Origin of the sequence: Sphingobacterium micropteri, from assembly GCF_014692515.1 — a bacterium.
GTDB classification, from domain to species: domain Bacteria; phylum Bacteroidota; class Bacteroidia; order Sphingobacteriales; family Sphingobacteriaceae; genus Sphingobacterium; species Sphingobacterium micropteri.
In genome coordinates this window covers 326,290-350,488 of the sequence record NZ_JACOIK010000001.1, presented here as the reverse complement: position 1 = coordinate 350,488, position 24,199 = coordinate 326,290, and the positions used below count along the sequence as shown (strand labels likewise).

Genomic DNA, 24,199 nt, shown 5'->3' with positions numbered 1-24,199 from the left:
GCCGTGGCATCATAGCATTTTATTATTCTTTTAATTCTAGTATCGTTATTAATATTTTTGCAGCTAATACAGGATACAAGATATAACACAAGACCAATAACCTATTTGCCCAGCCGTTTATTCCAATAACTCCTTTTGGCAGTTCCACAAAAGGTTTCGAGTTCTGTCCAAATTCTATACCTGCTGATTTCAGACTCGAAAACAACAGGAACATTGAACCAGCCATAAATATCAAACTTATCCAAGTAGAATGCGATGAAATTATTAGTGGTGTGCAATGGTTTTGCCATTCTTCTTTTTTTATTAAGTGATACGATATAAGTAATGCACCAATTGGCAAAAAAGGAATGCCGATAATAGAAGAAAGTCCGTGCAGTTTGTGCTGGACATCAAACAAGCCCCCCATAATGGCTCCCATGCCGGTGACAAATAATAATACGACTCCAAACTTTGCCCAACCTGAAGTAACAACATTCCACAACATGAACCCTGATGATATTGAGCAAAGCCCCCAGCAAATAAAGAAAATGGTCAGCAACCATTTGTGTTTTCCTAAAGCATATTCACTTACCATCCTGAAATTCGGCTTGAATTCCGCGCTGACAAAATGCAGGATTAAGAGGCATATAATGGATACAACCCCAAATAAAATTGTGCTGTTTGCGAATACATATAGACTTTTCATTGGACTATTTTTTTAAATCGGTTGCGAATACATATAAAATCCTTATTCTTTTTGTTTGTTCAAAAACTTTTCAATTAACGGCACAACAAATTCACTTTCTTTTGTGTCGGGTCTTAGTGTCGTCATTTCGCCAATATATTCTCCATGTCCACCCGGAATTATCGCTAATTCAGCGTTGGCAATCTGTCTGTGCAATTCAATGGCGTGTTCGGGTGTTATTACGTCTTTGTCGCCAATGATGATTAAAGTCGGTGCTTTAATGGATTTTATTTGTTCGTCTGGAATGTCTTTGAAGTTTACCATTCGTTTTGCATCTCTGTCGTGCATTATTTGTAAACCGCTTGTGTCAGGAGCAACTTGTTTGTATGCCGTTTTCAGTTGTTCAGGCATATTTTCCAATTTCGCTTGTTTCATAAAATCCCAAAACCATTCGGGAATTCCTTTTCGTTTGGCAAGTGCAGAGCCTAAAACTAATTTATCAACGATTTCGGGATGGCGAATGGCAATTTGCAAAGTTGTTGTCCCGCCATTGCTGAAACCGAAAAAGTCGGCTTTGTCCATGTTTAAGTTTTTGAGTAGCGTTGCAATGTCGTCAGCATCTTGCTCAAATGTCAAGTCTGCGTTTCTGTCGCTTGTCCGTCCGTGTGCTTGTAATTCAACAGCAATTACTTTTCTGTTTTTTGCGAACAAAGGAATAATTTTTTCAAAATTAGATTGAATTGTTGAGCCACCACCGTGAATGAGAACTAGCGGTTTGCCTTGTCCGTAAATTTCGTAATACATTTTCAGTCCGTTCACTTCGGAATATCCGCTATCAAAAGTTACTTTGTTTGTCGTTGTTGTTGTCATTGTTTTAGTGTCTGTCTTGTTTTTGTTGCACGATGTCAATATGAAAAGTGTCAAGCCGAAAATTACAATTACTCTTTTCATTTCTGTTAGGTAATATGTCATAATGTTTCGGCAATTTGTTTCACTAAATCCAATGCAGATTTCCAACCTGCGGAAGCGTCATCAAAAGCTGCTGTGTCCAATGGTTGGGGTAGTTCTTCTTTACCTGTCAGCAATGTAATGCCGTCTTTTTCCTGAAATTCATAAGTAAGAACTGCCATAACGGTCTCGCTATTTGGTTCAAACAAATTATGTTTTATTAGTCGTTTTGGTTGCAAGTCAAGCAAAGTACCGTTTGTCAGCCGACTGCTTTTGTAGTATTTATGTCCTTTGTTACAAATTCTTAATGTCTTTTCTGTCGCCATATTCATTATTTTATCCTTGCTGTGGTGGATATACCAATTCCCACAAATGACCGTCAGGGTCAGAAATATATCCGATATACCCACCGTAGGTTTCATCAATCATAGCTTTGCCCGATACAACGCCTCCGTAGTTTGGTGTATTTTCCAAAGCTGTATCCACATCCTCTTTGGACATCAAGGCACAACTGATAATTGTTCCAATATTGTCATTTGGAAATGCTACGCTGCGACCAGCTTTTCTGCTGTAAGGTTCAAAAGCATCTTTTTCCATAAGAAATAAAGAAAGATTTGGAAGTTCAATCGTAATCATTCCTCCTTCAATCTGAATATCGGGAAGTCCAAATACGTTGTTGTAAAATGTCAGTGTTTTTTCCAGATCCTGAATTGGCAAACAAACTATTGTGGTTCTTATATTCATGTTCAGTGCATTTAAATTTGGATCAATCGGGTGCTCTCTGTTGCAGGTTAAATACCGTTCCGGCAGGATCGGTAATCCAATGCATATTTTCGGGCAGTTCTTCTAATTCATCACAGGTTTCCACACCGTTTGACTGCAAATATTTCGTCGCTTCTTCCACATCAGGAACGGTAAGCTGCAACCAGGTTTCGGAATGGGTATAATTGTCCACACAGTCTAGCCAAATAATATTGTTACCAAACTTTACTTCATGGGTTCGGGAAACAGTTGGGTTATTTATTGGTTTTTCTTCCACATCCAACTTTAAAATATCCCTATAAAATGCTATTGTTTCATCATATTTACTCCTGGGAATCTTGATAGCGATGTTAATGCCTGCTTTAAATTTTTGGTTCATATTTGTCTTTCAATAAGACATACAAAGTAATTAAATCGGTGAATCAAGATACTTACCCTATGGCAAGATTTGAATTTTTATTTTATTCTTTTTCTGAGCGTTCCTTGATGATGTTTATTGCCTTATCCCACATTTCTTCAAACATAGGTATATCGCTTTTCGCTATTTTGCCAATTTCAATGGAAAGTATGTTTTCGTTATCATCAGGTACCAGCCTGATTTTTTCGTAGTAATCACCTAACGTAGCTTCGGGTTTTGGCTCCAGATCATCGTAATAATGCAATTGCAAATATTCTTGGGGCTGATGAATTTCTATAATTCCGTTCGCACCAAGATTACCCTCCGTATCTTTCCAAATAATTGATGAACCCTCCATTTCGCTTTCAACAATCTGAACAACGTCTGCCTTAATCTGCCTGTAATTAGCTTCAACTATCTGCTTCACATTGTCGTTGCCGTCTTCAACTATTTTGTTAGAAAGTAGGTATCCTGTTCATTTTCACGGGCAAAGGCAAATTAGTATTTTTACGCTTTCCTGCAATCACGCCCTCTATCTATCAAAGCAGTCGCATCATCTCATTTTTATACATGTGTTGTAGTAAATCAATTTGCAACACTATAAGACTTTCATGATTTGAAAAAAAATCTTCCATAATGATTTAAGATGGCGGAAGAAAAATCCGCCACCAACGCCTGTTATTTTGCTTCTATCGCAGGTGTGTTATTTATTATTTTCCAATGCCCATTATCATGCACACATACAATCAATGAATGGAAGATTAAATACTGACTTTCTAATTTGGCCCGTACAATAGCAATATTACCCGTGTGTTCGATAGAATGGAAGTCAATGCTTCTTGGACTTCCTCCAAACTTCTCTGTACGGATGAGTTCGATATAGTCATCCTTCGAGAACACACAAATTCTATCCTCATCAAAGAACACATCTTGTATGTTTTGAAAGTTAGTATGTAAGATCTCTTCCAGAGCTACTATATCCCGGTTGTCGCCTGCTTTTACAAATGCCTCAATGGCTGCTTTTACCTGTTCCATGGTTACTGATTTAAAATGTTTCTAATCGATTTTTTTTGATTTCTTAATTGTTGATTTACATGATTCTTATCTGCTGTACCATCTAACGAATAATAGGAAATATCCGTAACGCCCATAAAATTTAATATTCGCTGCAGATGCATTTCTACGAGATTCGGTGAGTCTGATTTAAAATCGCCCATCGATGACAGAATGTATGCTTTTTTATTTTGCAGCAAGCCGATAGGTTGATCCTGATATACAAAGGTCTTACCTGTTCGTACCACCAAGTCAAAATAAGCTTTCAGTGATGAAGGGATACCAAAATTGTACATAGGAACCGTAATAAGGATTTCATCACAGTCAATGAGCTCTGCTATCAGCTCATCAGAAAGCCTTAATCCATCTGAGGGGTTTTGAGTCTGATAGAATTCGTCATATAATGCTTGGTCGAGATGCGGGACGTGAAAGAAACCTATTTCTCGGTTTTTGATTATTCCGATAGGATTTAGAATTTCCCATTCCTTCACAAAGGTATCACCGGCTATTCGGGAATAGGAATTGTTAAGGCGAAAGCTGCTGTCAATTCTCAATAGTGTCTTCATTTATTCTTTTTATGGAAGACACTTTCAACATTAAATATGTGACAGCTTGCTAATATTTTTTAGTTTTTCGGGATCCACGATGGAATAAATCTCCCGAATCGCTCCCTCATCACTTAATTGGAGAATATGGCAATTATGTAATTTATCACCTTCCCAGAAGCAAACTGCAGGTTGATGATTAAAGAATTGAAAAGTAACTTCTTTATCAGACAGAAATTGTTGTTGCACATAGACCAGTAATGTGGCGGTAGCTGTTCGTCCCACCTCTTTGCCTTTCACCACCTGTACCTGGGTTCCCCCATCGGCATTCAGCTTTATGTCGCTGACCAATAAATTTTCCAACTCTTTAATATTGGCTTGAGCTAATGCCGCTTGATATTTCCCTAATGTTTCTATATGAATGCCAATATTTGACTTTTGTGGCAAAAATTTATCTCCCTTTAATTGCTTGTTAGCTCTGCTTAGTAGTTGGCGCGAGTTTTCGGGACTTATCTCGAGCAACGCTGCAATTTCTGAATGCGAATAATCAAACCCTTCTTTCAAAATAAAAGCAGCCCTTTCTTTTGGATTGAGATGTTCAAGCAGCACCAACATGGTGTAACTTACGGTCTCGTCTTTGATGATTTTAGTATCGGCATTTTCAAATGATACCGGCTCCGGTAACCATTCACCAAAGATTTCTCTTTTGCTTTGACGGGTTTTGAAATTGATGGCATGATTGATCGTGCTTTTAATCAAAAAATTTGATTCGTGCCGAATATTCGATTTATCAAGTGTGATATATTTCTCCAATACATCTTGTACTAAATCCCTGGCATCCTCATAAGACCCCACAATATTGTAGGCATAGGTCAAGAGCTTGCTATAATTTTCCTGCATTGTTGTTTTTTTTGAAGGATATTTTTTTTTCCTGTTTGAAAGAAAGGGACAATCAAACGAATTTCCCTTCTTCTTTCGTTGACTTCCTGTCCTGCGTATTGTGATTCTGAATGTTTGTTTCATAAGTTTTTTCACATTATTCTCATAAGTTGAATGCAATAATGGGTTCACAGTGGAGAAAACTCTATGATAGTTGCATAAAACTTGCTCCTATGACTTTCAATATGCCGTCAAATCGTTTCCAAACTCTAAAATAGCGAAATTTTCCCTCTATCGGTGTTCCCATGGTTTCCCCTTTAGCTGTCATGGTTACGATAGAAAGTGCTGTATCACCTGTTATTTTAATGTCGTTGATCTCGGTTGAAGCATCTTCAATAATCATTGTTTTTGCTCTATGGGTATCTAGGTCCATTTGCTTCGTTACTATTTGTCCTGTTGGTGCAACTGCAATTAAGTCATCGTGCAATAGTTGGTCAAGAATGTCTACATTGCTTACAAGTTGAGCCGCAAAAAGCCTGTTTTCCGCTTCAACAATGTCTTCTTTATTAATTGTTATTTTGTCCATATCTATTTATTTTACCGTTTTCTTGGTAATCATTACAATCCTATTCCACGCATTTATGGTAACAACCGCCATTATGATTTGCGCAATTTGGTTTCCATCAAAAAGTTGTTCGGCCTGTTTGTAAGTTTCATCGCTTAATCCGTTTTGGCTGATTAAGGTTACTTCCTCGGTTATGGCTAAAATTGTTTTCTCTTCCTTGGTAAATAATTCAGCTTCTTTCCAAGCATTGAGCAAGAAAATTCGTTGTGCAGTTTCACCTTGTTCCAATGCGTCCGCGGTGTGCATATTGATACAAAAAGCACAACCATTGATTTGGGAGGCACGAATTTTAATCAGGTACAAATACGTTTTTGAAAGTCCCGAATGTTGAAGGTAATTTTCCAAAGCGAACATTGCTTTGAATGCATCCGGTTCAAGCTGCTGTATGTCAATTCTGTTTTCCATATTTATTTCTTTTTCGTTTAACTTTTAGGGCAGTCGGTTTTACGGACACATATTTCATTATACCCACTAATTTACTATTTTTTTACTCCCTACTTTTCGTATTCAGGTTCTTGGCTTGACTTACCCAAGTCGGCGCATTATCAATGGTTTGCCTTAACAACAAGTTTAACTGGGCTGAATGATGTTGAATGTGCCGTATATTATAAATCAAAATCTCCAATAACGTATAATTTTTGCGCTCGCTAATCCACCGTTCGTTTAATTGGTGTGTTTTCAGCACTGATATGAATAGATTTGCCTTTTGTCGGCAATGTCCCAAGTACGTCAGTACTTCAGTTTTTGAATATGTCCGGTCTGGCATTTTACCTGCCCGGTCAAACTCAGACAATGTAAAAGGTGCTGGTGGAGTAAATTTACTTGGGTCAGTTGTTAAGTAATAGTCTGTCCAAAAGGTGCAATGGTAGGAAGCATACCAAAATCTTATTTCCGTGTCCCAATGCTCGTCTGGACACATCATAATCGCATTTTCAAGCATATCAAGGCTTGCTCCGAATTGATTCCAGATTGATTCTCTTATTGATAGAATGTTGTCCATCTTATTCTGTTGTTATTTAGCTTTTGAAAGCACCATTTTTACTGCAAAAAAGTCAATACATCGGCCATAAACCATTTCTGCGTCCTTATCCAAAGTGGATTATTTGTAATATAGACATTATGAAAGCTGCTAAAGTAAACCATAAAAGTTCATGAATCGGAATCATCGTTGTTTAAATTTAAAAGTTCTGTTAGAATACGCTCACCGTTTGCTCAAGGTATAGGTAAAGTATGATTTACCTTCTTTAACTTTTTCATCTCCCACTTTGGGCTTCTATTGTTTTTCGTTAAGACATTTTAAGGCATAGATTCGTGACAACTTATTTGATTTTTTTTTAATATTTCTCATTAGCACTGATTAACAACTATTTATAGAGGTCGATAAAATGCTGATATGATAACGTTTTACTTTTTCCAATCAGCTACTTCATCTACTACGGTAATGGCTTCAATTTCAACGACCTTAACGACATTCTTCAAACTTGAACCTCCGGCTTTCAATACCTTTTCCAAGTTTTCAAAAGTCCTTTGTACTTGGACATCAAAGTTCCCTATAATGGGATCACAAACAAAAGCAACTCAAAAAGGGTTGCTTTTTTTCTTATAGCCGGGATGAGGACCTAGGGGCTCGATATTATAATTAGAGATTTTGTTACAACCTACCTTAATTAAGTTACATTTACCTTAATTTTCATGCCGACCTTTGTAGTATTAAAAAAAATAGCAATATGGGTATTTTGAAAATTTTAATCGTTGTAACCAATATCAATGTTTATGAAAACAGAGAATTAGAAACCGGTCTATGGCTTAGCGAATTGACACACCTATATCACGAAGCAATAGCTAATGGCTACGAGGTAACTATTGCAAGCCCGAATGGTGGCAATGTCCCTATTGATCCCGAAAGCCTAAAACGCTTTACGTTGGATAAAATTTCTAAGCAATATTGGAATGATCCCTCATTTCGGGAATTGCTAAAAAATAGTAAGAGCCTAACCAATGTGTACATGCAACAATTTGATGCTATTTATCTCGCTGGTGGACATGGTACGATGTATGATTTTCCTAATGATATCAACCTGCAAAACATTATCAGAGAACATTACGAAATAGGTAAAATCGTTTCGGCAGTCTGCCATGGAGTTGGTGGGTTATTGAACGTAAAACTATCCAACGGAAGATATTTAATACAAGCCAAAACGATGACGGGTTTTAGTTGGTTTGAAGAAAGTTTAGCCAAACGAAAAAAAGAAGTACCATTTAATCTCGAAACCGAATTGAAAAAGAGGACTTCCAACTATAAAAAGGCATTTATCCCGATGACTTCCAAAGTGGTTGTGGATGGGAATTTAATCACCGGACAAAACCCTTTCAGCTCAAAAGAAATTGCAAAAGTAATCATACAAAAATTGAAAAATAAAAGATAAAAAGATGCAAACGATATTAGGTGCAAATGGTCAAATTGGTGAGGAATTGGCGCGGGAACTGAAAAGAAATTATACTTCTGATATTAAAATTGTAAGCCGTAAGGCTAAAAAAGTAAACGATACCGATACCGTATTCTCAGCAGATTTATCCATTCGTGAGCAAACCATTGAAGCTGTACAAGGCAGTGAAATAGCTTACTTCACTTTAGGGCTTCCGATGAGTTCTGAATTGTGGGAACAACAATTCCCTCTTATTCTTCGCAACGTAATTGATGCCTGTAAAATCACTGGAACAAAATTGGTGTTTTTTGACAATACTTATATGTACCCACAAGACGGCCGAGTAATCACTGAGCAAACGCCATTCACCCCTGTGGGGAGAAAAGGAAAAGTGAGAAAAGAAATGGCAGAAATGGTTTTACGAGAGATTCAATCAGGCGAATTGGAAGCCGCTATCTGTCGTGCTCCCGAATTTTACGGAACAGGAAAAACGCAAAGCATTACCAATACCTTGATTTTCGATAATATCAGAGCAGACAAAAAACTCAGAGTGCCTTTAAGCGACACAAAAAAAAGAAGTCTGATTTGGACACCTGACGCAAGTCGAGCAACGGCCTTAATTGGCAATACGACCGATGCTTTCGGGCAGACCTGGCATTTGCCTATTGATGAAAGCAATCCTACCTATAAAGAATTTATTACGTTCGCTTCTGAAATCTATGGTAAAGAATTAAAGTATTCCGTTGTTCCGAAATTTGTATTTAAAATAGGTTCGCTGTTTAATAAGAGCCTAAAGGAGTTACAGGAGTTACTGCCACGCTATGAGCACGATAACCTTTTTGATATTTCTAAATTCAAAAAGCGATTTCCCGAATTTCAGGTGACAACTTACAGACAGGGAATAGAGCAAATTAGAAATGAGCAAATTCAAACCGAAAAAGAAAAGTAGTAATTTAGCTATGTATAAATCAGAAAATCAGTAAATGAAAGCTCCGACAAAAGTACCTTCCATAAACGCTCTGCATCAGTTTTTGGGATTGAACAAACCGTCCAATCCACTAATAAGTGTGTTTAATTTTGATGATGTAAAATTAGAGCCGGAAACGATTTTGAATGCTATTACAACTGATTTTTACGTGGTCGCCTTAAAAAAAGACTGTGCAGGTGGAAAATGTAAATACGGTCAGCAATATTATGATTTTGACGAGGGGATTATGTACTTTATCGCCCCACACCAAGTCTTACAGTTTGAAGATGTACTTCTCAACGGCGTAAAGGGCTTTGTATTGGTGGTGCACCCCGATTTTCTTCATAGCTATCCTTTGGCATCCGAAATCAAGAAATACGGCTATTTCTCGTATGTGAGCAATGAAGCGCTACATCTTTCCGAGAAAGAAGAAAACGCTATCATGCACATTATAGACAATATCAATAAAGAAATAGATGACAATATGGATGCTTATACGCAAGATTTACTGGTGTCAAATATTGATTTGTTGCTGAAATATTGTGACCGCTTTTATAATCGTCAGTTCTTGACAAGAAAGAAGGTCAACAACGATTTACTGACCAAATTGGAAGCTCTGCTGGACGAGTATTTCAAAAATGACAAATTAGCGGATAACGGTATTCCTACCGTTCTATTTGTAGCCAATGAATTGAATTTAAGTCCCAATTATCTTAGTGATATGCTACGAGCACATACAAGGCAAACGACACAACAACATATACAATACCGTGTCATTGAAAAAGCAAAAGAGCTGCTATCAACAACCTCAATGTCCGTATCTGAAATTGCCTATCATTTAGGTTTTGAACATGCACAGTCATTTCATCGCCTGTTTAAAACCCGAACTTCTGTTTCCCCATTGGAGTTTAGACAGTCTTTTAATTAATGTAAAAAGAGTACGAGTTTTGTGCTAATAACAAATAAAAAGTGTATTATTCGAGGAATAAGCTAAGCGAAAATATAACGTTACTTATATTTAAAATAACGTATTTATATTGCAAACTAACGTTGTACTTATTTAAATAAACGTTTTATTATAATATAAAGACGATATTATTTATTATTATATCGTTTATTAATATCATATAAACGATAGGATATCTTCTTTAAACGGTATTGTCTCCTTTATATTCGTTTTATTTATTTAGTAAATCGTTTATACTAATTATAGTATTGATATTATATCTCAATTTACCGTTTTTATTATTTAAAATATTGTTTATTATTCATAATAAAACGTGAATATATTTTTTTTAAACGTTATGATTCTTATATAGAACGTCTTTTTTTATTTCGATATCGTTTATATAAATTTTAATATCGTTAATATATCATGATATAACGGTAAAGTTTGAAATTTAAATAACTAAACCCTAAATTTAGATATGTCTAATATCATTAATTATGAACTATATACGTGTGTTAGGTGGCTTCGTCCATCATAAAGACAACAAATTACTTGTGGAAGCAGATATTATCCTTACTTCTATGAGTGGAAACCCTAAGTTCCCGACTCCTACTCCTTCGCTTGAAGAAATCGAAAATGCTTATAATGAGTATGCGGTGTACTTAGCGCGTGCAAACTGGACTCATGGACGTATAGATAGGGAATTAAAACGTGAAAGTAAAGCTAAGCTGTCACAATTGTTAGGCCAGCTGGCAGGCTATGTCAACTATGTGGCAAAAGGCGAGCTGTCCATCTTGTACTCATCGGGATTTCCAGTATTTACCGGCAGAAAGAAAGGGACTGTTCCAGAGATGCCCACTGGAGGTCGACTTTCGGATGGGCGAGTTAGCGATGAACTATACTTCGATTTCAATTCGTTAGGCAGAGATATGACCTATGAATATACCTATGCAATATGGATATCAGGTGAAGATGTGCCACCGGAATCTTCAGAGCTTCAATGGGAGCAATCACTTTTTACTACCCGTTCCCGAAAAAACTTGATTAAAAGCGTACCATCCCGATCTACAGTCTTTGCAAAAGTGCGTGCAATAAACCGTCACGGCGTTGGGGATTGGAGTGCTGTCGTGAGTTTGCGGGTGCGGTAGTTTTTGTTCGCATGCAGAAGAGCCTGTTCATAGAATCCAATAGCTATAAAAGAATAAAAGTACTTTAATACTTTTATTTATAAATTATTATTTACATTTGTTCTAGATTAGCTCCTTAAAAGGTTTACACATGCAAACAGGCACCTCCAAGAGGGACCACAATGGTGGTACATTCGGGTAGGCAAAAATAAGCGAGCTATCAAACGAACAAACAATAAATGAATAGAATATGTTGATCAATGAACGAACCAAAATCGCAGCATTGCTGAAATATCATCCCGATGCATTAGAAACGATTGTAAAGCTTAGTCCGGATTTTAAAAAGCTAAGAAATCCCCTTTTGAGAGCATTGATGGCAGGGAGAACAACAATCGCTATGGCTTCAAAAATAGGAGGCTGCAAACCGGAAGACTTTTTCAAAGCACTGGCTCCTCTGGGTTTTGAAAGGGATTATGCACAAACAGACAATGCTGAAAACAGCGTTGCCAATAATAAGCCGAAACCAGCGTATCTACAACATATACATCCCAATCAATTGATCAACTTCGATGTGCGGGAGATGTTAGCGAAGGGAAGCGATCCATTGAAAGCGATACAACAAAAGGTAAAATCGTTACTTCCTGGAGAAGTACTCGTCATCATCAACAGTTTTGAACCCGTCCCATTAATCAAACTATTGGAAAGGCAAGGTTTTAAGAGTTATGTCAATCCTATTGATACAGATACGATAGAAACTTTTTTCTATAAAATAGCTACCGATGAAAAGCCCGTAAAAGACGTTCCTGTAGAGAAAAAGAAGCTAGTAGCATCGGGCGACTGGCAAATGTTACTCAAGCAGTATGCGGATAATATGGTTGAAATAGATGTCCGTCAACTAGAAATGCCCATGCCTATGATGACTATACTGGAAAATTTAGAGACATTACCTTCGGACAACGCACTTTATGTGCATCACAAAAGGATTCCGGTGTATCTTTTAGAAGAACTGGCAGAAAGAGAATTTGACTACAGAATAAAAGAAGTACAGGATGGCGAGGTTTACTTGTTGATATTTAAAAATAAATAATTACCTTATGATGTCTCCTCTTATCGGCGGATTGCAGAAAACGACAAACTACAAAGTAGTTTTACCATTTTATATTTATGCTGCGCTCGGCTTTTTAACGGGAACCATCCTACTTTTATGCCATACAGAGACTGTTGGGGCACATTATTTTAATCCACAAGCTCTTGCTATTACACACACCATGGCGTTAGCTTGGGGCACGATGATTATCTTTGGTGCATCTCATCAGCTTTTACCCGTATTGGTAGAAGGTGAACTAGACAGCGATCGGTTGGCATACCTGACCTTTATTTTTACAGCTATCGGCACGCCGCTTCTGGTTTATGGCTTCTATGTGTTTAATATGGGGCTAACGCTGCAAATCGGTGCTATCCTGGTCAATATCGGTGTCATCTGCTATCTAGCCAATGTCTTAGGTAGCTCCTTTAAAAGCAACAGATGGAATGTACATGCTTGGTACGTGATCACTTCTACCCTATGGCTGTTTGCTACCACATTTTTCGGGTTGTTATTGGTATTGAATTTTCGCAGCCCGATACTACCTAGCAATTCGGTAGACTACCTCTCCTTCCATGCCCATTTGGGTATTGTAGGCTGGTTTGTATTGATGGTTATCGGTGTGGGATCCCGATTAATCCCCATGTTTATGATTTCCAAATATACCAATGACAGGATACTATGGTTGATTTTTGCATTGCTCAATATAGCATTGATCAGCTTTTCTGTATGCTATCTGGCCGGTTTTTCGACCTTAACATTTTATATACCGATAGTTTTGGGTTTATCCGCTATTTTATTGTTCGGAAACCACTGTTATCAAGCTTATAAGGTTAGAATCCGGAAAAGAGTTGATCAGCAAATGAAGACTTCCTTGATTTCGGTTGCCCAGATGCTATTGCCTCTTGTAATGTTGATCATTGCATTGGCACTTTTACCACAAGAACAATTTCCCGGCATGGTCATGATCTACGGCTTCTGTATCTTTTTTGGCTGGCTTACGGCTATCATTTTGGGTATGACTTTCAAAACGATGCCCTTTATTGTTTGGAACAAGATTTATCGTAACAAAGCGCACCAAGGGAAAACCCCGACACCGAAAGAAATATTTAATGATCGTATTTACCAAATTATGTTATACAGTTATCTCGTAGGTTTTACACTATTTATCCTCGGCATGATCATACGCAACCAAGTTATTTTAAAAATAGGTGCATTGGCTTTACTCATTGCTGCTATTTTATATGTATACAATGTGATAGTCACCGCTGCACATAAAGCAAGACAATTATGAATATCAAAACAAATAATAAAGAAAAATGCGATCACGCGCTATTAGGGCTATCTCATGTAGAAGATCCGGAAATAGGGTTGAATATTGTCGATTTAGGCCTGATCTATGAACTATATTTTGATGATGCCGACAATAAAATTATATGCTTTATGACTTTAACTACACAATTTTGCCCTATGGGCGAAGCCATTACAACCGATACACGTGATTCGCTTACGAAATCCTTCCCCGGTTGGGAAATAATCCTTCACCTGGTCTTCGAACCCACATGGAATTTTAGTATGATCTCTCCGGAGGGACGAGAATTTTTAGGACGATAAACATCTAGCACAAAATCAAACAATATGCTGAGCTTAACTTGTAAAACGGCGATTAAAGCTGTCATTTATCTTTCGAGCAAAAGTGAAAATGGAGAAAAATCCAATATCAAAGACATATCCGATAGAATCAATGCCAGTGAGCATACCGTTGGGAAGATATTACAGCAATTGGCTCGAAAAAAGATAATAAATAGCCTGAAGGGCCCTACTGGCGGTTTTTATCTCGATGAGAAACAGCAAGAACAAGCTATTATCCATATTGTAGAAGCGATAGAAGGTGATCATATTTTTAAAGAATGTGGTCTTGGTCTGCGCAAATGTTCCGCAGCCCATCCTTGCCCAATCCATGATGAATACAAAATCGCCAGAGAACTCATCGAGAAAATGTTCAACAAGCAAAAAGTCAGAGACCTTTGCCAATCGGTAACCAAGGGATTAGCCTATCTGATCGATTAAGACCAAATTATTCCATAACGTTCATATATTAAATTTTAGAAAAATGACTTTAGAAAAAAACATAGACGGAGAATTGGACGTACGGGTACTGATTCCCATTCAACGACACGAATTATTAATTAAACTTTTCAAAGAGCTCCCTGTAGACGAAAGCTTTATTTTCATAAACGATCATGACCCAATTCCTTTGTTTTACGAGTTTCGCTCTATATATGGCACCGAACCATTCCGTTGGGAATACCTGGAAAAAGGTCCAGAAGAATGGAAAGTCAGGGTCATTAAAGTAGAAAATAATATAAAGGCCCTGAAGATCTAATCAACAGGGCACTTTAAATTTGCAAAACAAAGAGTTTAACAGTTAATTTTTAGTATAGGCTCTTCCGTCGGTACCTAAAGCGTGGATTAGCGGTTTAGATCAAAACGGTCTAGATTAGCGACTTTTGCCCAAGCGTCTACAAAGTCTTGAACCATTTTTTCTTTTGCATCATTCGCAGCGTAAACTTCAGCTAATGCTCTCAGCTCGGAATGCGAACCAAATACCAAATCAGCGCGGGTAGCTGTCCATTTTATTTCGCCAGACCGGCGGTCTACCCCCTCATAAACCTCTTTTGTGGCGTCCGTAGCTTTCCAAGCCGTATTCATATCTAGAAGATTTATAAAGAAGTCGTTGCTCAATACGCCGACACGGTCTGTAAACACGCCTAGACTGGAATGATCGTAATTGGCACCCAATACACGCATACCGCCAATCAAAACTGTCATTTCAGGTGGGGTAAGCGTCAACAACTGTGCTTTATCGATCAATAAAGATTCTGTAGACACCGTAGTTTTTGCTTTTAGATAATTACGGAACCCATCTGCATAAGGTTCTAGATATTGGAACGACTCGACGTCTGTCTGTTCTGCCGTTGCATCGTTTCTGCCTGGAGTAAACGGCACAGTAATATCTACTCCTGCATCTTTTGCTGCCTTTTCTACTGCTGCATTTCCGGCTAATACAATAAGATCTGCTAGAGACACTTTTTTATTTCCTTCGTGCTGTTCATGAAAGTAAATCTGTATTTTTTCCAAAACATTTAATACCTGCTCAAGCACCGCTGGATTATTCACCGCCCAATCTTTCTGCGGTGCCAAGCGAATCCGGGCTCCATTGGAACCTCCGCGTTTGTCTCCTCCACGGAAAGTAGAAGCAGAAGCCCAAGCAGTAGCGATCAATTGGGAAACCGATAAACCGGATGTCAACACGTCTCTCTTCAGTTTTTCTATATCAAGCTCATCGATCAATTCAAAGTCTACGGCGGGGATGGGATCCTGCCATACGAAGTTTTCTTGTGGAACTTCCGGACCTATGTAACGCGATTTAGGACCTAGGTCACGGTGGGTCAGTTTAAACCAGGCTTTTGTGAACGCCTCCGAAAATGCCTGTTGATCATCTTTGAAACGACGAGAAATTTTCGCATAAATCGGATCCACGCGTAAAGAGATATCCGTGGTCAACATCCGTGGTTCTCGACGACCTTCCGAATGTGCCATAGGTACCATATCCTGCCCACCATTATCTTTCGGTCGCCAGTGATAGCCACCGCCTTCGCCTTCAGCTAACTCCCATTCATAGGCAAAAAGAATATGGAAGAATTCGTTATCCCAGCGAGTTGGATGATAGGTCCAGGTTACCTCAAGTCCACTCGTAATGGTATCATCTCCATAGCCTGTACCATATGCATTCCGCCATCCCAATCCCTGATATTCCAATTCATCGCCTTCCGGGTCAATGCCAACATGTGTATCCGCAGCTGCCGCACCATGTGTTTTTCCGAAAGTATGTCCACCTGCGATGAGGGCTACAGTTTCTTCATCGTTCATATTCATGTTAGCGAAGGTTTTACGAATCGCGTTGGCCGCGTCTAATGGGTCATGATTCCGATTAGGTCCTTCTGGGTTGACATAAATCAGACCCATCTCCGTAGCTGCAAGTGGGTTCTCTAATTCCGCGGGGTTACGGTGTGCCAACCATTCTTTTTCATCTCCCCAGTATACATCTTTATCTGCTTCCCAGACATCTTCCCGTCCGCCTGCAAAACCGAGGGGTTCAAATCCCATGGATTCCAGCGCTACTGTACCCGCTAAGATAATTAAGTCCGCCCAAGATATCTTTTTGCCATATTTTTTCTTGATCGGCCACAACAAACGACGGGCTTTATCTAAACTCACATTGTCCGGCCAGCTATTCAGCGGAGCAAAGCGTTGTTGCCCCCTGCCGCCGCCGCCTCGACCATCTTGAATGCGATAAGTGCCGGCGCTGTGCCAAGCCATACGGATAAACAGCGGACCATAATGGCCAAAATCAGCCGGCCACCAGTCTTGTGAATCTGTCATCAACGCGTGGAGGTCATTTTTTAACGCCTCATAATCCAATGAATTGAATTCTTTTTTATAATTAAACGACGTGTTATAAGGTGCTGCAACCGGAGAGTGCTGACGTAGCACGTCAACTGTCAATTGCTCCGGCCACCAATGCGTATTTGATGTACCTTTACCACTGTGGTTAACTGCTCCCATGTTTCCATTATGAAATGGGCATTTGCTGATGTCTCCTGAAATGTTTTCCATTATTATTCTCTTTAAGTTTTCTTTCGTTGTTTACGATACAAAAGAGTCAAAAAAAGAATATTAAACAAAACTAAAAATATTTATCTTTGATTAGATTTTATCTAATATGAATATACAACAACTTCATTACGTACTATCTATAGATGAGCACCGTCATTTTCAAAAAGCTGCGGAAGCCTGTTTTGTAACACCGGCGACGTTGAGTATTATGCTGAAGAAACTAGAAGAAGAATTGGACGTCGTTATTTTTGACCGGTCAAAACACCCTATTATTCCCACTGAAATGGGTAAGATCGTTATTGAAAACGCCAGAACCATTTTATCTGCCGTTGACAATATGCAGTATGAAGTAAAATACGTCGCTTCAGAAAATGAAATACAAGGCGAACTGAGAATCGGCATCATCCCAACTTTAGCCCCCTATCTACTGCATCATTTTATTCCGGGCATGACTGCCAAGTACCCCAGGCTAAGGATACAGTTAAAAGAACTACGTACCCAACAAATCACAGACTATCTTCGCAAAGATATAATCGATGTAGGTATAATCGCACTTCAACAGGAAGCCAATGAATTTAAAACGCGTCCACTGTTTAGAGAAAGGTTGCTTGTTTTTGCACCGGAACCCCAGAGTAAACTCAAAAGCAATTATATTTTGTCTGATGATATCGATATCAGCAAGTTGTGGTTGCTCGAGGAAGAGCACTGTTTACGATCGCAGGTGATGAATTTATGCTCATTAAAAAAGACAAATTCGAAAAATGAACAACTAACGTTTGACGCCGGTAGTATCGAAACGCTAATCAATTTGGTAGAGATGACCAATGGCATTACCATTATTCCCGAATTAGCAGTTCTCGCTTTCACATCAGAAAGACAGGCTTGTGTAAAGCATTTTGCCAAACCAGAACCAGCGCGGGAAATCGGCATGATTACTTACCGCCATTTTGTAAAAGAAAAGCTACTGGATATTTTAGAAAACGAAATCCTATCGGCGATAAATCCCATTTTGAAAAAAGTGTCCACTAGTTAAATCGGTAAAATCATAGCTTCTTTAACACTTTCTCAAACGTGTTAAGATTCCGTGAAGTAAAGGAATCTTTTAGCTTTTTTCTTCCCAGAATTTTCCCAAATTCAGAATCGAGGGTATTTCCTTTCGAAATCTTCCAATAGAAATTACGTCCCATCAGCTGCGCCTCTTCCCCGGAAACCTTTCTTGATTTTTCAAATTCCATCATCAATATTTTCGCTATACCCTCCACACCCACAAAAATATAAATATGATATTCGGCATTGGTCTCAAAAGGTGTTTCACGGAAGATCGTCTCTATTTCCTGCTGACTTTTTACGAATAAAAAGGCTTCATATGAAAAGTGTTCTGACATCGACTTTTCCAGTATTCGTTTTAACTCCTCCTCCTCTTTTTCAGAGGAAAACAGAATATTTCCCGAAGCTAACACGGAGGAAACATCTTTCATCCCCGCTTTTTCAAATACAGCACAAACCTCTGCCATTTTCATATTCGTGCCTTTCACATTCACGCCACGTAGAAAAGCGCAGAATCTACTGCCAGAACCGGAAATGCTATCCTTGGATGCCTTTTTCATTATATTTGTTTCTACGCTCTTGTTTTTAGATTTACGGATTTACTATAGATGTTAAAGTTACAAAAGATATGCTGACAACGTTGTTAAAAAAACAAGATATTTTGCCATAAATATTTATCTATGAACTTTTAGTCGAAGTAACAAAAAGCTAGATTGATTATCAATATCTTTTGTATATTGTTACACCAATCTAATATATATAAATAGACATCTAAAATATAACATATGAGTTACTGTTCTGCTATAGAAGCAATGCAATCCGAAGAAAAAAAGGCTTTGCACAAAAACTATCACGATAATCACTATGGTTTTCCAATCCATGATGATAATGAACTGTTTGGCCGATTGATATTAGAAATTAACCAGGCAGGTTTAAGTTGGGAAACAATTTTAAAGAAGGAAATATCGTTTAGGAGAGCTTATAGCGATTTTAACATCAAAAAAGTCGCTGCTTACACCGATGCAGACAAAGCAAGGCTTTTGGCGGATCCCGGAGTTATCCGTAATAAGCTTAAAGTAAATGCCGCGATAGAGAATGCACAAACAATTCTTGCCTTGCAAAAAGAATTCGGCTCTTTTGAACAATGGCTGGAGCACCACCATCCGAAAACCAAAGAAGAGTGGGTAAAACTGTTCAAAAAAACATTCCGCTTTACCGGTGGTGAAATCGTAAACGAATTTTTAATGAGCATTGGTTACTTACAAGGGGCACATACAGAAAATTGTCCGGTACATGACAAGGTTATGAAACAAAATCCGATGTGGTCAAAGCAATACTAAATTACGATCTCCAATAACGATCAAGAAATGAAAATATATTTTATATAAACGACTAAAGCTTTACATTCTACCGAGGTACGACATCAAAAGCAACCAAACTCGCTCGTGCTCCAAGGGTTCCAATATTGGCTGGAACGCCATTGATCCAAAGTATAGATTCAATTACTGACTCGGAATCTATTCTACCCAGCACGAGTACATTCCCATTGTAAACTTTTAAATCCAAGGCATAGGTATGACCGCTGTTTTTATCTTCCAGTGGCTCCATAACCCCGTCTTTGAAAAGTCTAGGTTCATACTTACTTCCTACTTGTTCATAACCACATGCATAGGTATGGCCATTTTCTACAACGATCTTCCCTCCCCTGATCACAGACCGACCACTAATCAGCTTTTCTGCCCTTCCATTTTTCCATAACTTGAGGCTCCTACCTTCTGTCGATAGGTTATCTACATATCCCAATACATAAATATCCGCCCCATCAACGACTATACTCTTGGCGTAGGTAGTAACGTCCCCGGCGGACAGTTTGACCGCTTTTTTGTTTTTCCAATACTTGGATATAATCCCCCCTTGCGTATTTTCATGACCGACTATATAGATATCATCTCCCGACACAAAAAGATCCGCAAACGTCGTGGATTCTTTTCCATCGGTGACTATAGCGGGATCTCCATTTTTCCAAACAACCCCTATCCTTTTTTCGCCGTCTGCCGGAACATACGAACCCGCTACATAAACATCCTCTCCACTGACAAATACCGCGGTAGCTTCTTCATATTTAGTTTCCGGAGTATGCAGCTCTGACCGCTTACCGTTTTTCCATAATACCGCATTCGAAGGGGAACCAGAAACGGATTGTCCCTTATATTCGGTACCGATTACATATACATCGCCTGATGCTACGGAAATATCCGTAGGGATGATCTGCATGTCGGTACTGATTTCCAGTGGAAATTCTTTATTATTTCTAAAATAACCGGGTATTCCTGCGTTGGTTTTCAAGGAATAAGCAATAAAATAAACGTCTCCCCAGTCCACTATCTGGCGCTCTTCCACTTCGTCTTTTTCATCATCCCCACCTTTCTTGCAGGATTGAAAAAGATGAATGCTACTGATAGCACAACAGATCGCAATAATAATTACTTTCTTCATGATGCCATAAATGTACAGCTATAAACATAAAAGCTATCGAAACCCCTATATACAAAGCATCTACATACAACATATAACACTTAAATTCAAATACTTACAAAACAATCCATAAACAATTGGCGATTATAAGGATAACTAAAAATTTAAATAACTAAATTAGACCAATATGGACGATTTTATTGCGGCTCGATCACAAATGGCGCTTTCTTTGGGCTTTCACATCATTTTTGCTTGTGTAGGCATGGTTATGCCCATATTCATGGCTATTAGTCATTACAAGTACTTAAAAACAGGAGATGAACTCTATAAAGGTTTAACAAAAGCATGGAGCAAAGGTGTAGCGATTTTATTTGCAACAGGGGCTGTTTCGGGTACCATGCTCTCCTTCGAGTTAGGATTACTTTGGCCCGGGTTCATGAAACATGCCGGTCCAATTTTCGGGATGCCTTTTTCATTAGAAGGAACCGCTTTTTTTATAGAAGCCATCGCTTTAGGTTTTTTCCTATATGGCTGGAACAGATTTAACAAGTGGTTTCATTGGGCCACAGGTGTATTAGTGGGTATTAGCGGGCTTGCATCGGGTATCTTAGTAGTCGCAGCAAACGCGTGGATGAACAGTCCTTCCGGATTCGATTACCATGATGGCGTTTACTCGAATATTGATCCTATCAAAGCCATGCTTAATGATGCTTGGTTTTCGCAGGCTTTACACATGGTTTTGGCCGCTTTTGTCGCGACAGGATTCGCAGTGGCAGGCGTTCATGCCTTAATGATCTTAAAAAATAAAAACATCGAATTCCACCGTAGAGCTTTTTTTATTGCAGCGACCTGCGCTTGTATAGCAGCCTTATTACAGCCTATCAGCGGAGATATTTCAGCAAAGGATGTTGCCAAGCGCCAACCCATCAAGTTAGCGGCGATGGAAGCACATTTTCATACGGAACCGTACTCGCCTTTCATTATAGGCGGAATCGTCGACGAAGAGAATCAAAAAGTGGATTATGCGATTAAGCTGCCCGGAGTTCTCAGTTTTTTAGTGCATGGCGATTTTGAAACGCCGGTGAAGGGTTTAAATGAGTTCCCAAAAGAAAATCTCCCTCCTATTGCCATCACGCATTACGCTTTTCAAATCATGATTAGTTTAGGCATGTTACTCTGTTTGATTTCACTGACCTATTTCATCGCGATATGGAAGAAAAATAGCTGGCTTTCGTCTCCATGGTTCCTGAAACTTTTTGTTTTTGCCATTCCGTTGGGATATATCGCTCTGGAGGCGGGGTGGGTTGTTACAGAGGTCGGCAGACAACCGTGGATTATCTATGAGATCATGCGAACAAAAGATGCCGTTACACCGATGCCCGGAATCGTATATTCATTTTACATTTTCACAGCCGTATTTATCTCGTTGTCTCTCATTGTGGTCTTCTTACTCTACAGGCAGATGAAAATGGTAGGTAAACTTTATGATCCCACTGATCCTCATTTTAAACATAATGTAAAACATTAGGCCATGTTGTACGTCGTAATTGCTTTTTTATGGGTATCACTCTATCTTTATTTGATTCTCGGCGGCGCTGATTTTGGGGTAGGCGTATTGGAAATATTTACGGGCAAAAAACATATCCAAAAGGTCAAAAGAACCACTTATAGATCAATTGGGCCAATTTGGGAAGCAAACCACATGTGGTTGATTATTGCCATTGTAATTTTATTTGTTGGATTCCCCACCATATACAGCACCATATCGATCTATTTACACATCCCGTTAGTGCTTATGTTATTGGGTGTTATTGCCAGAGGTACAGCTTTTACATTTCGACACTATGATGCTATTGATGATGATTGGCAAATCGTCTACAATAGAATTTTCCAAATCAGTAGTTTGATCACCCCCTTCTTTTTAGGCCTTATTGCTGCGAGCACCGTCTCCCGCTCCATCAACTTACATAATACCGATTTCCTAAGCGCATATGTTTATAGCTGGTGGAATCCATTTGGTATTAGTGTCGGTGTATTTACCGTTGCGATCAGTGCATATTTAGCTTCAATTTATATTATCGGAGAAGCAGAAAGCAGCGAATTTATGCGCTATCTTACCCGCAGGGCTAAAGTTTATTTTTTTGTTGTATTATTATCCGGTATTGCGGTTTTTATAACAGCTCATTTCGCGGATATTCCTTTATTCAACTGGATCTTCGGACAAACTATAGGTCAAATTGCTGTGGTATTGGCTACCCTATCGATCATTGTATTATTTTGGGCCTTCACAAAAGAAAAAAGTACGATTATGCGCATATGTGTAGCCTTTCAGACTTTTATGATTCTCGTGGCCGCTACATACAACCATTTCCCTGACCTCATCCTCCTTGCCAATGAAGAATCGCTTTCTTTATTTGATCATCAAGGAAGTGAAAAAACAATAGAAGCACTAGCATGGGCGTTATTGCTTGGTTCGGTGTTTATCCTCCCTTTTTTGTTTTATCTTTTATACTCTTTTCACCGTAAGAATACGTAATCTGCTTGTTGCGAAAAACATCGATCCGACAGAGGGAATCCTATGCTTCCGTTATTTTTCAAGGACGTTTGCCATCTCCCATTTTTCTTTGAATAAACTTTGTAGCTTTTCAATTTCTTTTTTATACATCGTTTTTTTACGGGTACCAAAATACAAGATGTTTTCTAACGGTTTATCCCCTTCCCAAACCAATTTTATTTTGGCAGATGCTATTTCATCACGACAGAGAAAATCCGGCACGACAGAAAATCCCGTACTGTCCCGTAGACATCGAATGATGGAACTGATATTGGGTACAATATAGTTTGGGCTGAAATCGGGATGTTCACCAAAATGCTGTAACCAAAATTTTTTCAAATGTTCCATATCAGCCGCAGTGCTATACCAAAGCTGTTGTTTTAAAAGTACGGCCGCTTGTTTATTTTCTCTTTGCGCTAAGAGTTTTTCCAATTTGGAAGTATCGGTATTATTTCCAGCAATCAATACAATTCGTTCTTTGGAAAAGGCCTTATATTCCAAATTTTGCTGTGCTCCTTTTTGCGGCGTTACAATCAGATCAAGTAACCCATGGTCTAAATCCTGTTGCATCTGGGGATATTCACCAAACTTAATGATCAGGTTGAATGGAAGTTCCTTAATATGCTCTTCCAATGTGTATTGAAAAGTTTCAAAACACATGCCTAGGCTTATCGTTGCCCTTTCTTCTTCAGAACGTCTATGAAAATTTTCTTCTCCTGTTTCCAACTTTTTTAGCGGCTCCAGAATAAAATTGTAGAGAATTTTACCTTTTTCAGTCGGAACCATCCTTCTCGCCGCCCGATCAAATAACTTATAACCTGTATACGCTTCTAGCGAATTTAAATGAAGACTTACACCTGGCTGGGAAATAAACAATTCCTGTGCCGCCGCCGAGAGCGTGCCTGTTTCATAAATCGCTTTAAAAGTACGTAACCATTCTAAATTCCAACGCATATCTATTATTTTTATAATACAAATATACAATTTAAGTTATTTTTATAATAAATATTTATAATA

29 protein-coding genes are annotated in these 24,199 nt (G+C 38.6%); 13 read left to right on the top strand and 16 right to left on the bottom strand.

The features are described 5' to 3' along the window. Positions 1 to 22: 22 nt before the first annotated feature. The 12 genes from H8B06_RS01495 to H8B06_RS01440 all read right to left on the bottom strand — a co-directional run bounded on the left by H8B06_RS01495 (position 23) and on the right by H8B06_RS01440 (position 6,873). Complete coding sequence (locus tag H8B06_RS01495; protein WP_190992502.1) at positions 23 to 685, bottom strand: DUF998 domain-containing protein; 663 nt, start codon at positions 683 to 685, stop codon at positions 23 to 25. Positions 686 to 727: 42 nt separating this feature from the next. Then, entirely contained in the window at positions 728 to 1,534 is an 807-nt protein-coding gene (locus H8B06_RS01490; protein ID WP_223857406.1) for an alpha/beta fold hydrolase, read from the bottom strand. Positions 1,535 to 1,632: 98 nt separating this feature from the next. Continuing rightward, positions 1,633 to 1,938 carry a hypothetical protein gene (locus H8B06_RS01485; protein ID WP_190992500.1) on the bottom strand — a complete coding sequence of 102 codons (306 nt, stop codon included), beginning with the start codon at positions 1,936 to 1,938 and terminating at the stop codon, positions 1,633 to 1,635. 10 nt (positions 1,939 to 1,948) lie between these two features. Then, positions 1,949 to 2,356 (bottom strand): VOC family protein, encoded by a 408-nt coding sequence (locus H8B06_RS01480; RefSeq protein ID WP_190992499.1) that lies wholly within the window; start codon positions 2,354 to 2,356, stop codon positions 1,949 to 1,951. Positions 2,357 to 2,378: 22 nt separating this feature from the next. Continuing rightward, a complete protein-coding gene (locus tag H8B06_RS01475; protein WP_190992498.1) occupies positions 2,379 to 2,753 on the bottom strand; it encodes a VOC family protein in 375 nt (124 codons plus the stop codon). An 82-nt stretch (positions 2,754 to 2,835) separates the two neighbouring features. Further along, positions 2,836 to 3,198 carry a hypothetical protein gene (locus H8B06_RS01470; protein WP_190992497.1) on the bottom strand — a complete coding sequence of 121 codons (363 nt, stop codon included), beginning with the start codon at positions 3,196 to 3,198 and terminating at the stop codon, positions 2,836 to 2,838. Positions 3,199 to 3,449: 251 nt separating this feature from the next. Continuing rightward, positions 3,450 to 3,806, bottom strand: coding sequence for a nuclear transport factor 2 family protein (locus H8B06_RS01465; protein ID WP_190992496.1), 357 nt, complete (start codon positions 3,804 to 3,806; stop codon positions 3,450 to 3,452). Between the two features lie 2 nt (positions 3,807 to 3,808). Beyond that, complete coding sequence (locus H8B06_RS01460; protein ID WP_190992495.1) at positions 3,809 to 4,390, bottom strand: FMN-dependent NADH-azoreductase; 582 nt, start codon at positions 4,388 to 4,390, stop codon at positions 3,809 to 3,811. Between the two features lie 30 nt (positions 4,391 to 4,420). Next, positions 4,421 to 5,269, bottom strand: a complete 849-nt coding sequence (locus H8B06_RS01455) for a sigma-70 family RNA polymerase sigma factor (protein WP_190992494.1) — start codon at positions 5,267 to 5,269, stop codon at positions 4,421 to 4,423. Between the two features lie 184 nt (positions 5,270 to 5,453). Beyond that, the gene (locus tag H8B06_RS01450) at positions 5,454 to 5,834 is read right to left on the bottom strand and encodes a nuclear transport factor 2 family protein (RefSeq protein WP_223857405.1); all 381 of its coding nucleotides are present in this window, start codon (positions 5,832 to 5,834) and stop codon (positions 5,454 to 5,456) included. Between the two features lie 6 nt (positions 5,835 to 5,840). Next, complete coding sequence (locus tag H8B06_RS01445) at positions 5,841 to 6,278, bottom strand: carboxymuconolactone decarboxylase family protein (protein ID WP_190992493.1); 438 nt, start codon at positions 6,276 to 6,278, stop codon at positions 5,841 to 5,843. An 82-nt stretch (positions 6,279 to 6,360) separates the two neighbouring features. Beyond that, on the bottom strand, positions 6,361 to 6,873 hold the full coding sequence (locus tag H8B06_RS01440) for a DinB family protein (RefSeq protein ID WP_190992492.1): 513 nt from the start codon (positions 6,871 to 6,873) through the stop codon (positions 6,361 to 6,363). A gap of 727 nt (positions 6,874 to 7,600) precedes the next feature. Here H8B06_RS01440 and H8B06_RS01435 point away from each other — a divergent pair. From H8B06_RS01435 to H8B06_RS01395, 9 genes are all read left to right on the top strand, one after another. Continuing rightward, on the top strand, positions 7,601 to 8,299 hold the full coding sequence (locus H8B06_RS01435) for a type 1 glutamine amidotransferase domain-containing protein (RefSeq protein WP_190992491.1): 699 nt from the start codon (positions 7,601 to 7,603) through the stop codon (positions 8,297 to 8,299). 4 nt (positions 8,300 to 8,303) lie between these two features. Continuing rightward, positions 8,304 to 9,248 (top strand): NAD-dependent epimerase/dehydratase family protein, encoded by a 945-nt coding sequence (locus tag H8B06_RS01430; RefSeq protein ID WP_190992490.1) that lies wholly within the window; start codon positions 8,304 to 8,306, stop codon positions 9,246 to 9,248. 34 nt (positions 9,249 to 9,282) lie between these two features. After that, a complete protein-coding gene (locus H8B06_RS01425) occupies positions 9,283 to 10,194 on the top strand; it encodes a helix-turn-helix domain-containing protein (RefSeq protein WP_190992489.1) in 912 nt (303 codons plus the stop codon). Between the two features lie 518 nt (positions 10,195 to 10,712). Continuing rightward, positions 10,713 to 11,363: a hypothetical protein gene (locus H8B06_RS01420; protein WP_190992488.1), complete on the top strand. Its 651-nt coding sequence runs from the start codon at positions 10,713 to 10,715 to the stop codon at positions 11,361 to 11,363. Positions 11,364 to 11,592: 229 nt separating this feature from the next. Continuing rightward, entirely contained in the window at positions 11,593 to 12,429 is an 837-nt protein-coding gene (locus tag H8B06_RS01415; protein WP_190992487.1) for a DUF2249 domain-containing protein, read from the top strand. Positions 12,430 to 12,436: 7 nt separating this feature from the next. Further along, a complete protein-coding gene (locus tag H8B06_RS01410) occupies positions 12,437 to 13,720 on the top strand; it encodes a heme-copper oxidase family protein (protein ID WP_190992486.1) in 1,284 nt (427 codons plus the stop codon). Then, the gene (locus H8B06_RS01405) at positions 13,717 to 14,040 is read left to right on the top strand and encodes a metal-sulfur cluster assembly factor (RefSeq protein ID WP_190992485.1); all 324 of its coding nucleotides are present in this window, start codon (positions 13,717 to 13,719) and stop codon (positions 14,038 to 14,040) included. Before H8B06_RS01410 ends, H8B06_RS01405 begins: the two co-directional genes overlap by 4 nt. Positions 14,041 to 14,064: 24 nt before the next feature. Beyond that, positions 14,065 to 14,496, top strand: a complete 432-nt coding sequence (locus tag H8B06_RS01400; RefSeq protein ID WP_190992484.1) for an RrF2 family transcriptional regulator — start codon at positions 14,065 to 14,067, stop codon at positions 14,494 to 14,496. A 43-nt stretch (positions 14,497 to 14,539) separates the two neighbouring features. Next, positions 14,540 to 14,812 (top strand): DUF2249 domain-containing protein, encoded by a 273-nt coding sequence (locus H8B06_RS01395; RefSeq protein WP_190992483.1) that lies wholly within the window; start codon positions 14,540 to 14,542, stop codon positions 14,810 to 14,812. Positions 14,813 to 14,898: 86 nt separating this feature from the next. Here H8B06_RS01395 and katG read toward each other — a convergent pair whose 3' ends face one another. Then, positions 14,899 to 17,106: a catalase/peroxidase HPI gene (gene katG, locus H8B06_RS01390; protein ID WP_190992482.1), complete on the bottom strand. Its 2,208-nt coding sequence runs from the start codon at positions 17,104 to 17,106 to the stop codon at positions 14,899 to 14,901. A 106-nt stretch (positions 17,107 to 17,212) separates the two neighbouring features. Between katG and H8B06_RS01385 the strand changes: the two genes are divergently transcribed. Then, the gene (locus tag H8B06_RS01385) at positions 17,213 to 18,139 is read left to right on the top strand and encodes a hydrogen peroxide-inducible genes activator (RefSeq protein ID WP_190992481.1); all 927 of its coding nucleotides are present in this window, start codon (positions 17,213 to 17,215) and stop codon (positions 18,137 to 18,139) included. Between the two features lie 10 nt (positions 18,140 to 18,149). Here the strand turns inward: H8B06_RS01385 and H8B06_RS01380 are convergent, their stop codons facing one another. Beyond that, positions 18,150 to 18,713, bottom strand: a complete 564-nt coding sequence (locus H8B06_RS01380; RefSeq protein WP_190992480.1) for a DUF1697 domain-containing protein — start codon at positions 18,711 to 18,713, stop codon at positions 18,150 to 18,152. A 225-nt stretch (positions 18,714 to 18,938) separates the two neighbouring features. Here H8B06_RS01380 and H8B06_RS01375 point away from each other — a divergent pair, with 225 nt between their 5' ends. Then, entirely contained in the window at positions 18,939 to 19,493 is a 555-nt protein-coding gene (locus H8B06_RS01375) for a DNA-3-methyladenine glycosylase I (RefSeq protein ID WP_190992479.1), read from the top strand. A 67-nt stretch (positions 19,494 to 19,560) separates the two neighbouring features. Here the strand turns inward: H8B06_RS01375 and H8B06_RS01370 are convergent, their stop codons facing one another. Continuing rightward, positions 19,561 to 20,649, bottom strand: a complete 1,089-nt coding sequence (locus H8B06_RS01370) for a hypothetical protein (RefSeq protein ID WP_190992478.1) — start codon at positions 20,647 to 20,649, stop codon at positions 19,561 to 19,563. Positions 20,650 to 20,815: 166 nt separating this feature from the next. Between H8B06_RS01370 and H8B06_RS01365 the strand changes: the two genes are divergently transcribed. Together H8B06_RS01365 and H8B06_RS01360 are read left to right on the top strand one after the other, a co-directional pair. Further along, positions 20,816 to 22,156 carry a cytochrome ubiquinol oxidase subunit I gene (locus H8B06_RS01365; protein ID WP_190992477.1) on the top strand — a complete coding sequence of 447 codons (1,341 nt, stop codon included), beginning with the start codon at positions 20,816 to 20,818 and terminating at the stop codon, positions 22,154 to 22,156. A 3-nt stretch (positions 22,157 to 22,159) separates the two neighbouring features. Next, positions 22,160 to 23,164, top strand: coding sequence for a cytochrome d ubiquinol oxidase subunit II (locus H8B06_RS01360; RefSeq protein ID WP_190992476.1), 1,005 nt, complete (start codon positions 22,160 to 22,162; stop codon positions 23,162 to 23,164). A 51-nt stretch (positions 23,165 to 23,215) separates the two neighbouring features. Here the strand turns inward: H8B06_RS01360 and H8B06_RS01355 are convergent, their stop codons facing one another. Next, positions 23,216 to 24,136 carry a LysR family transcriptional regulator gene (locus tag H8B06_RS01355; RefSeq protein ID WP_190992475.1) on the bottom strand — a complete coding sequence of 307 codons (921 nt, stop codon included), beginning with the start codon at positions 24,134 to 24,136 and terminating at the stop codon, positions 23,216 to 23,218. Positions 24,137 to 24,199 lie beyond the last annotated feature (63 nt).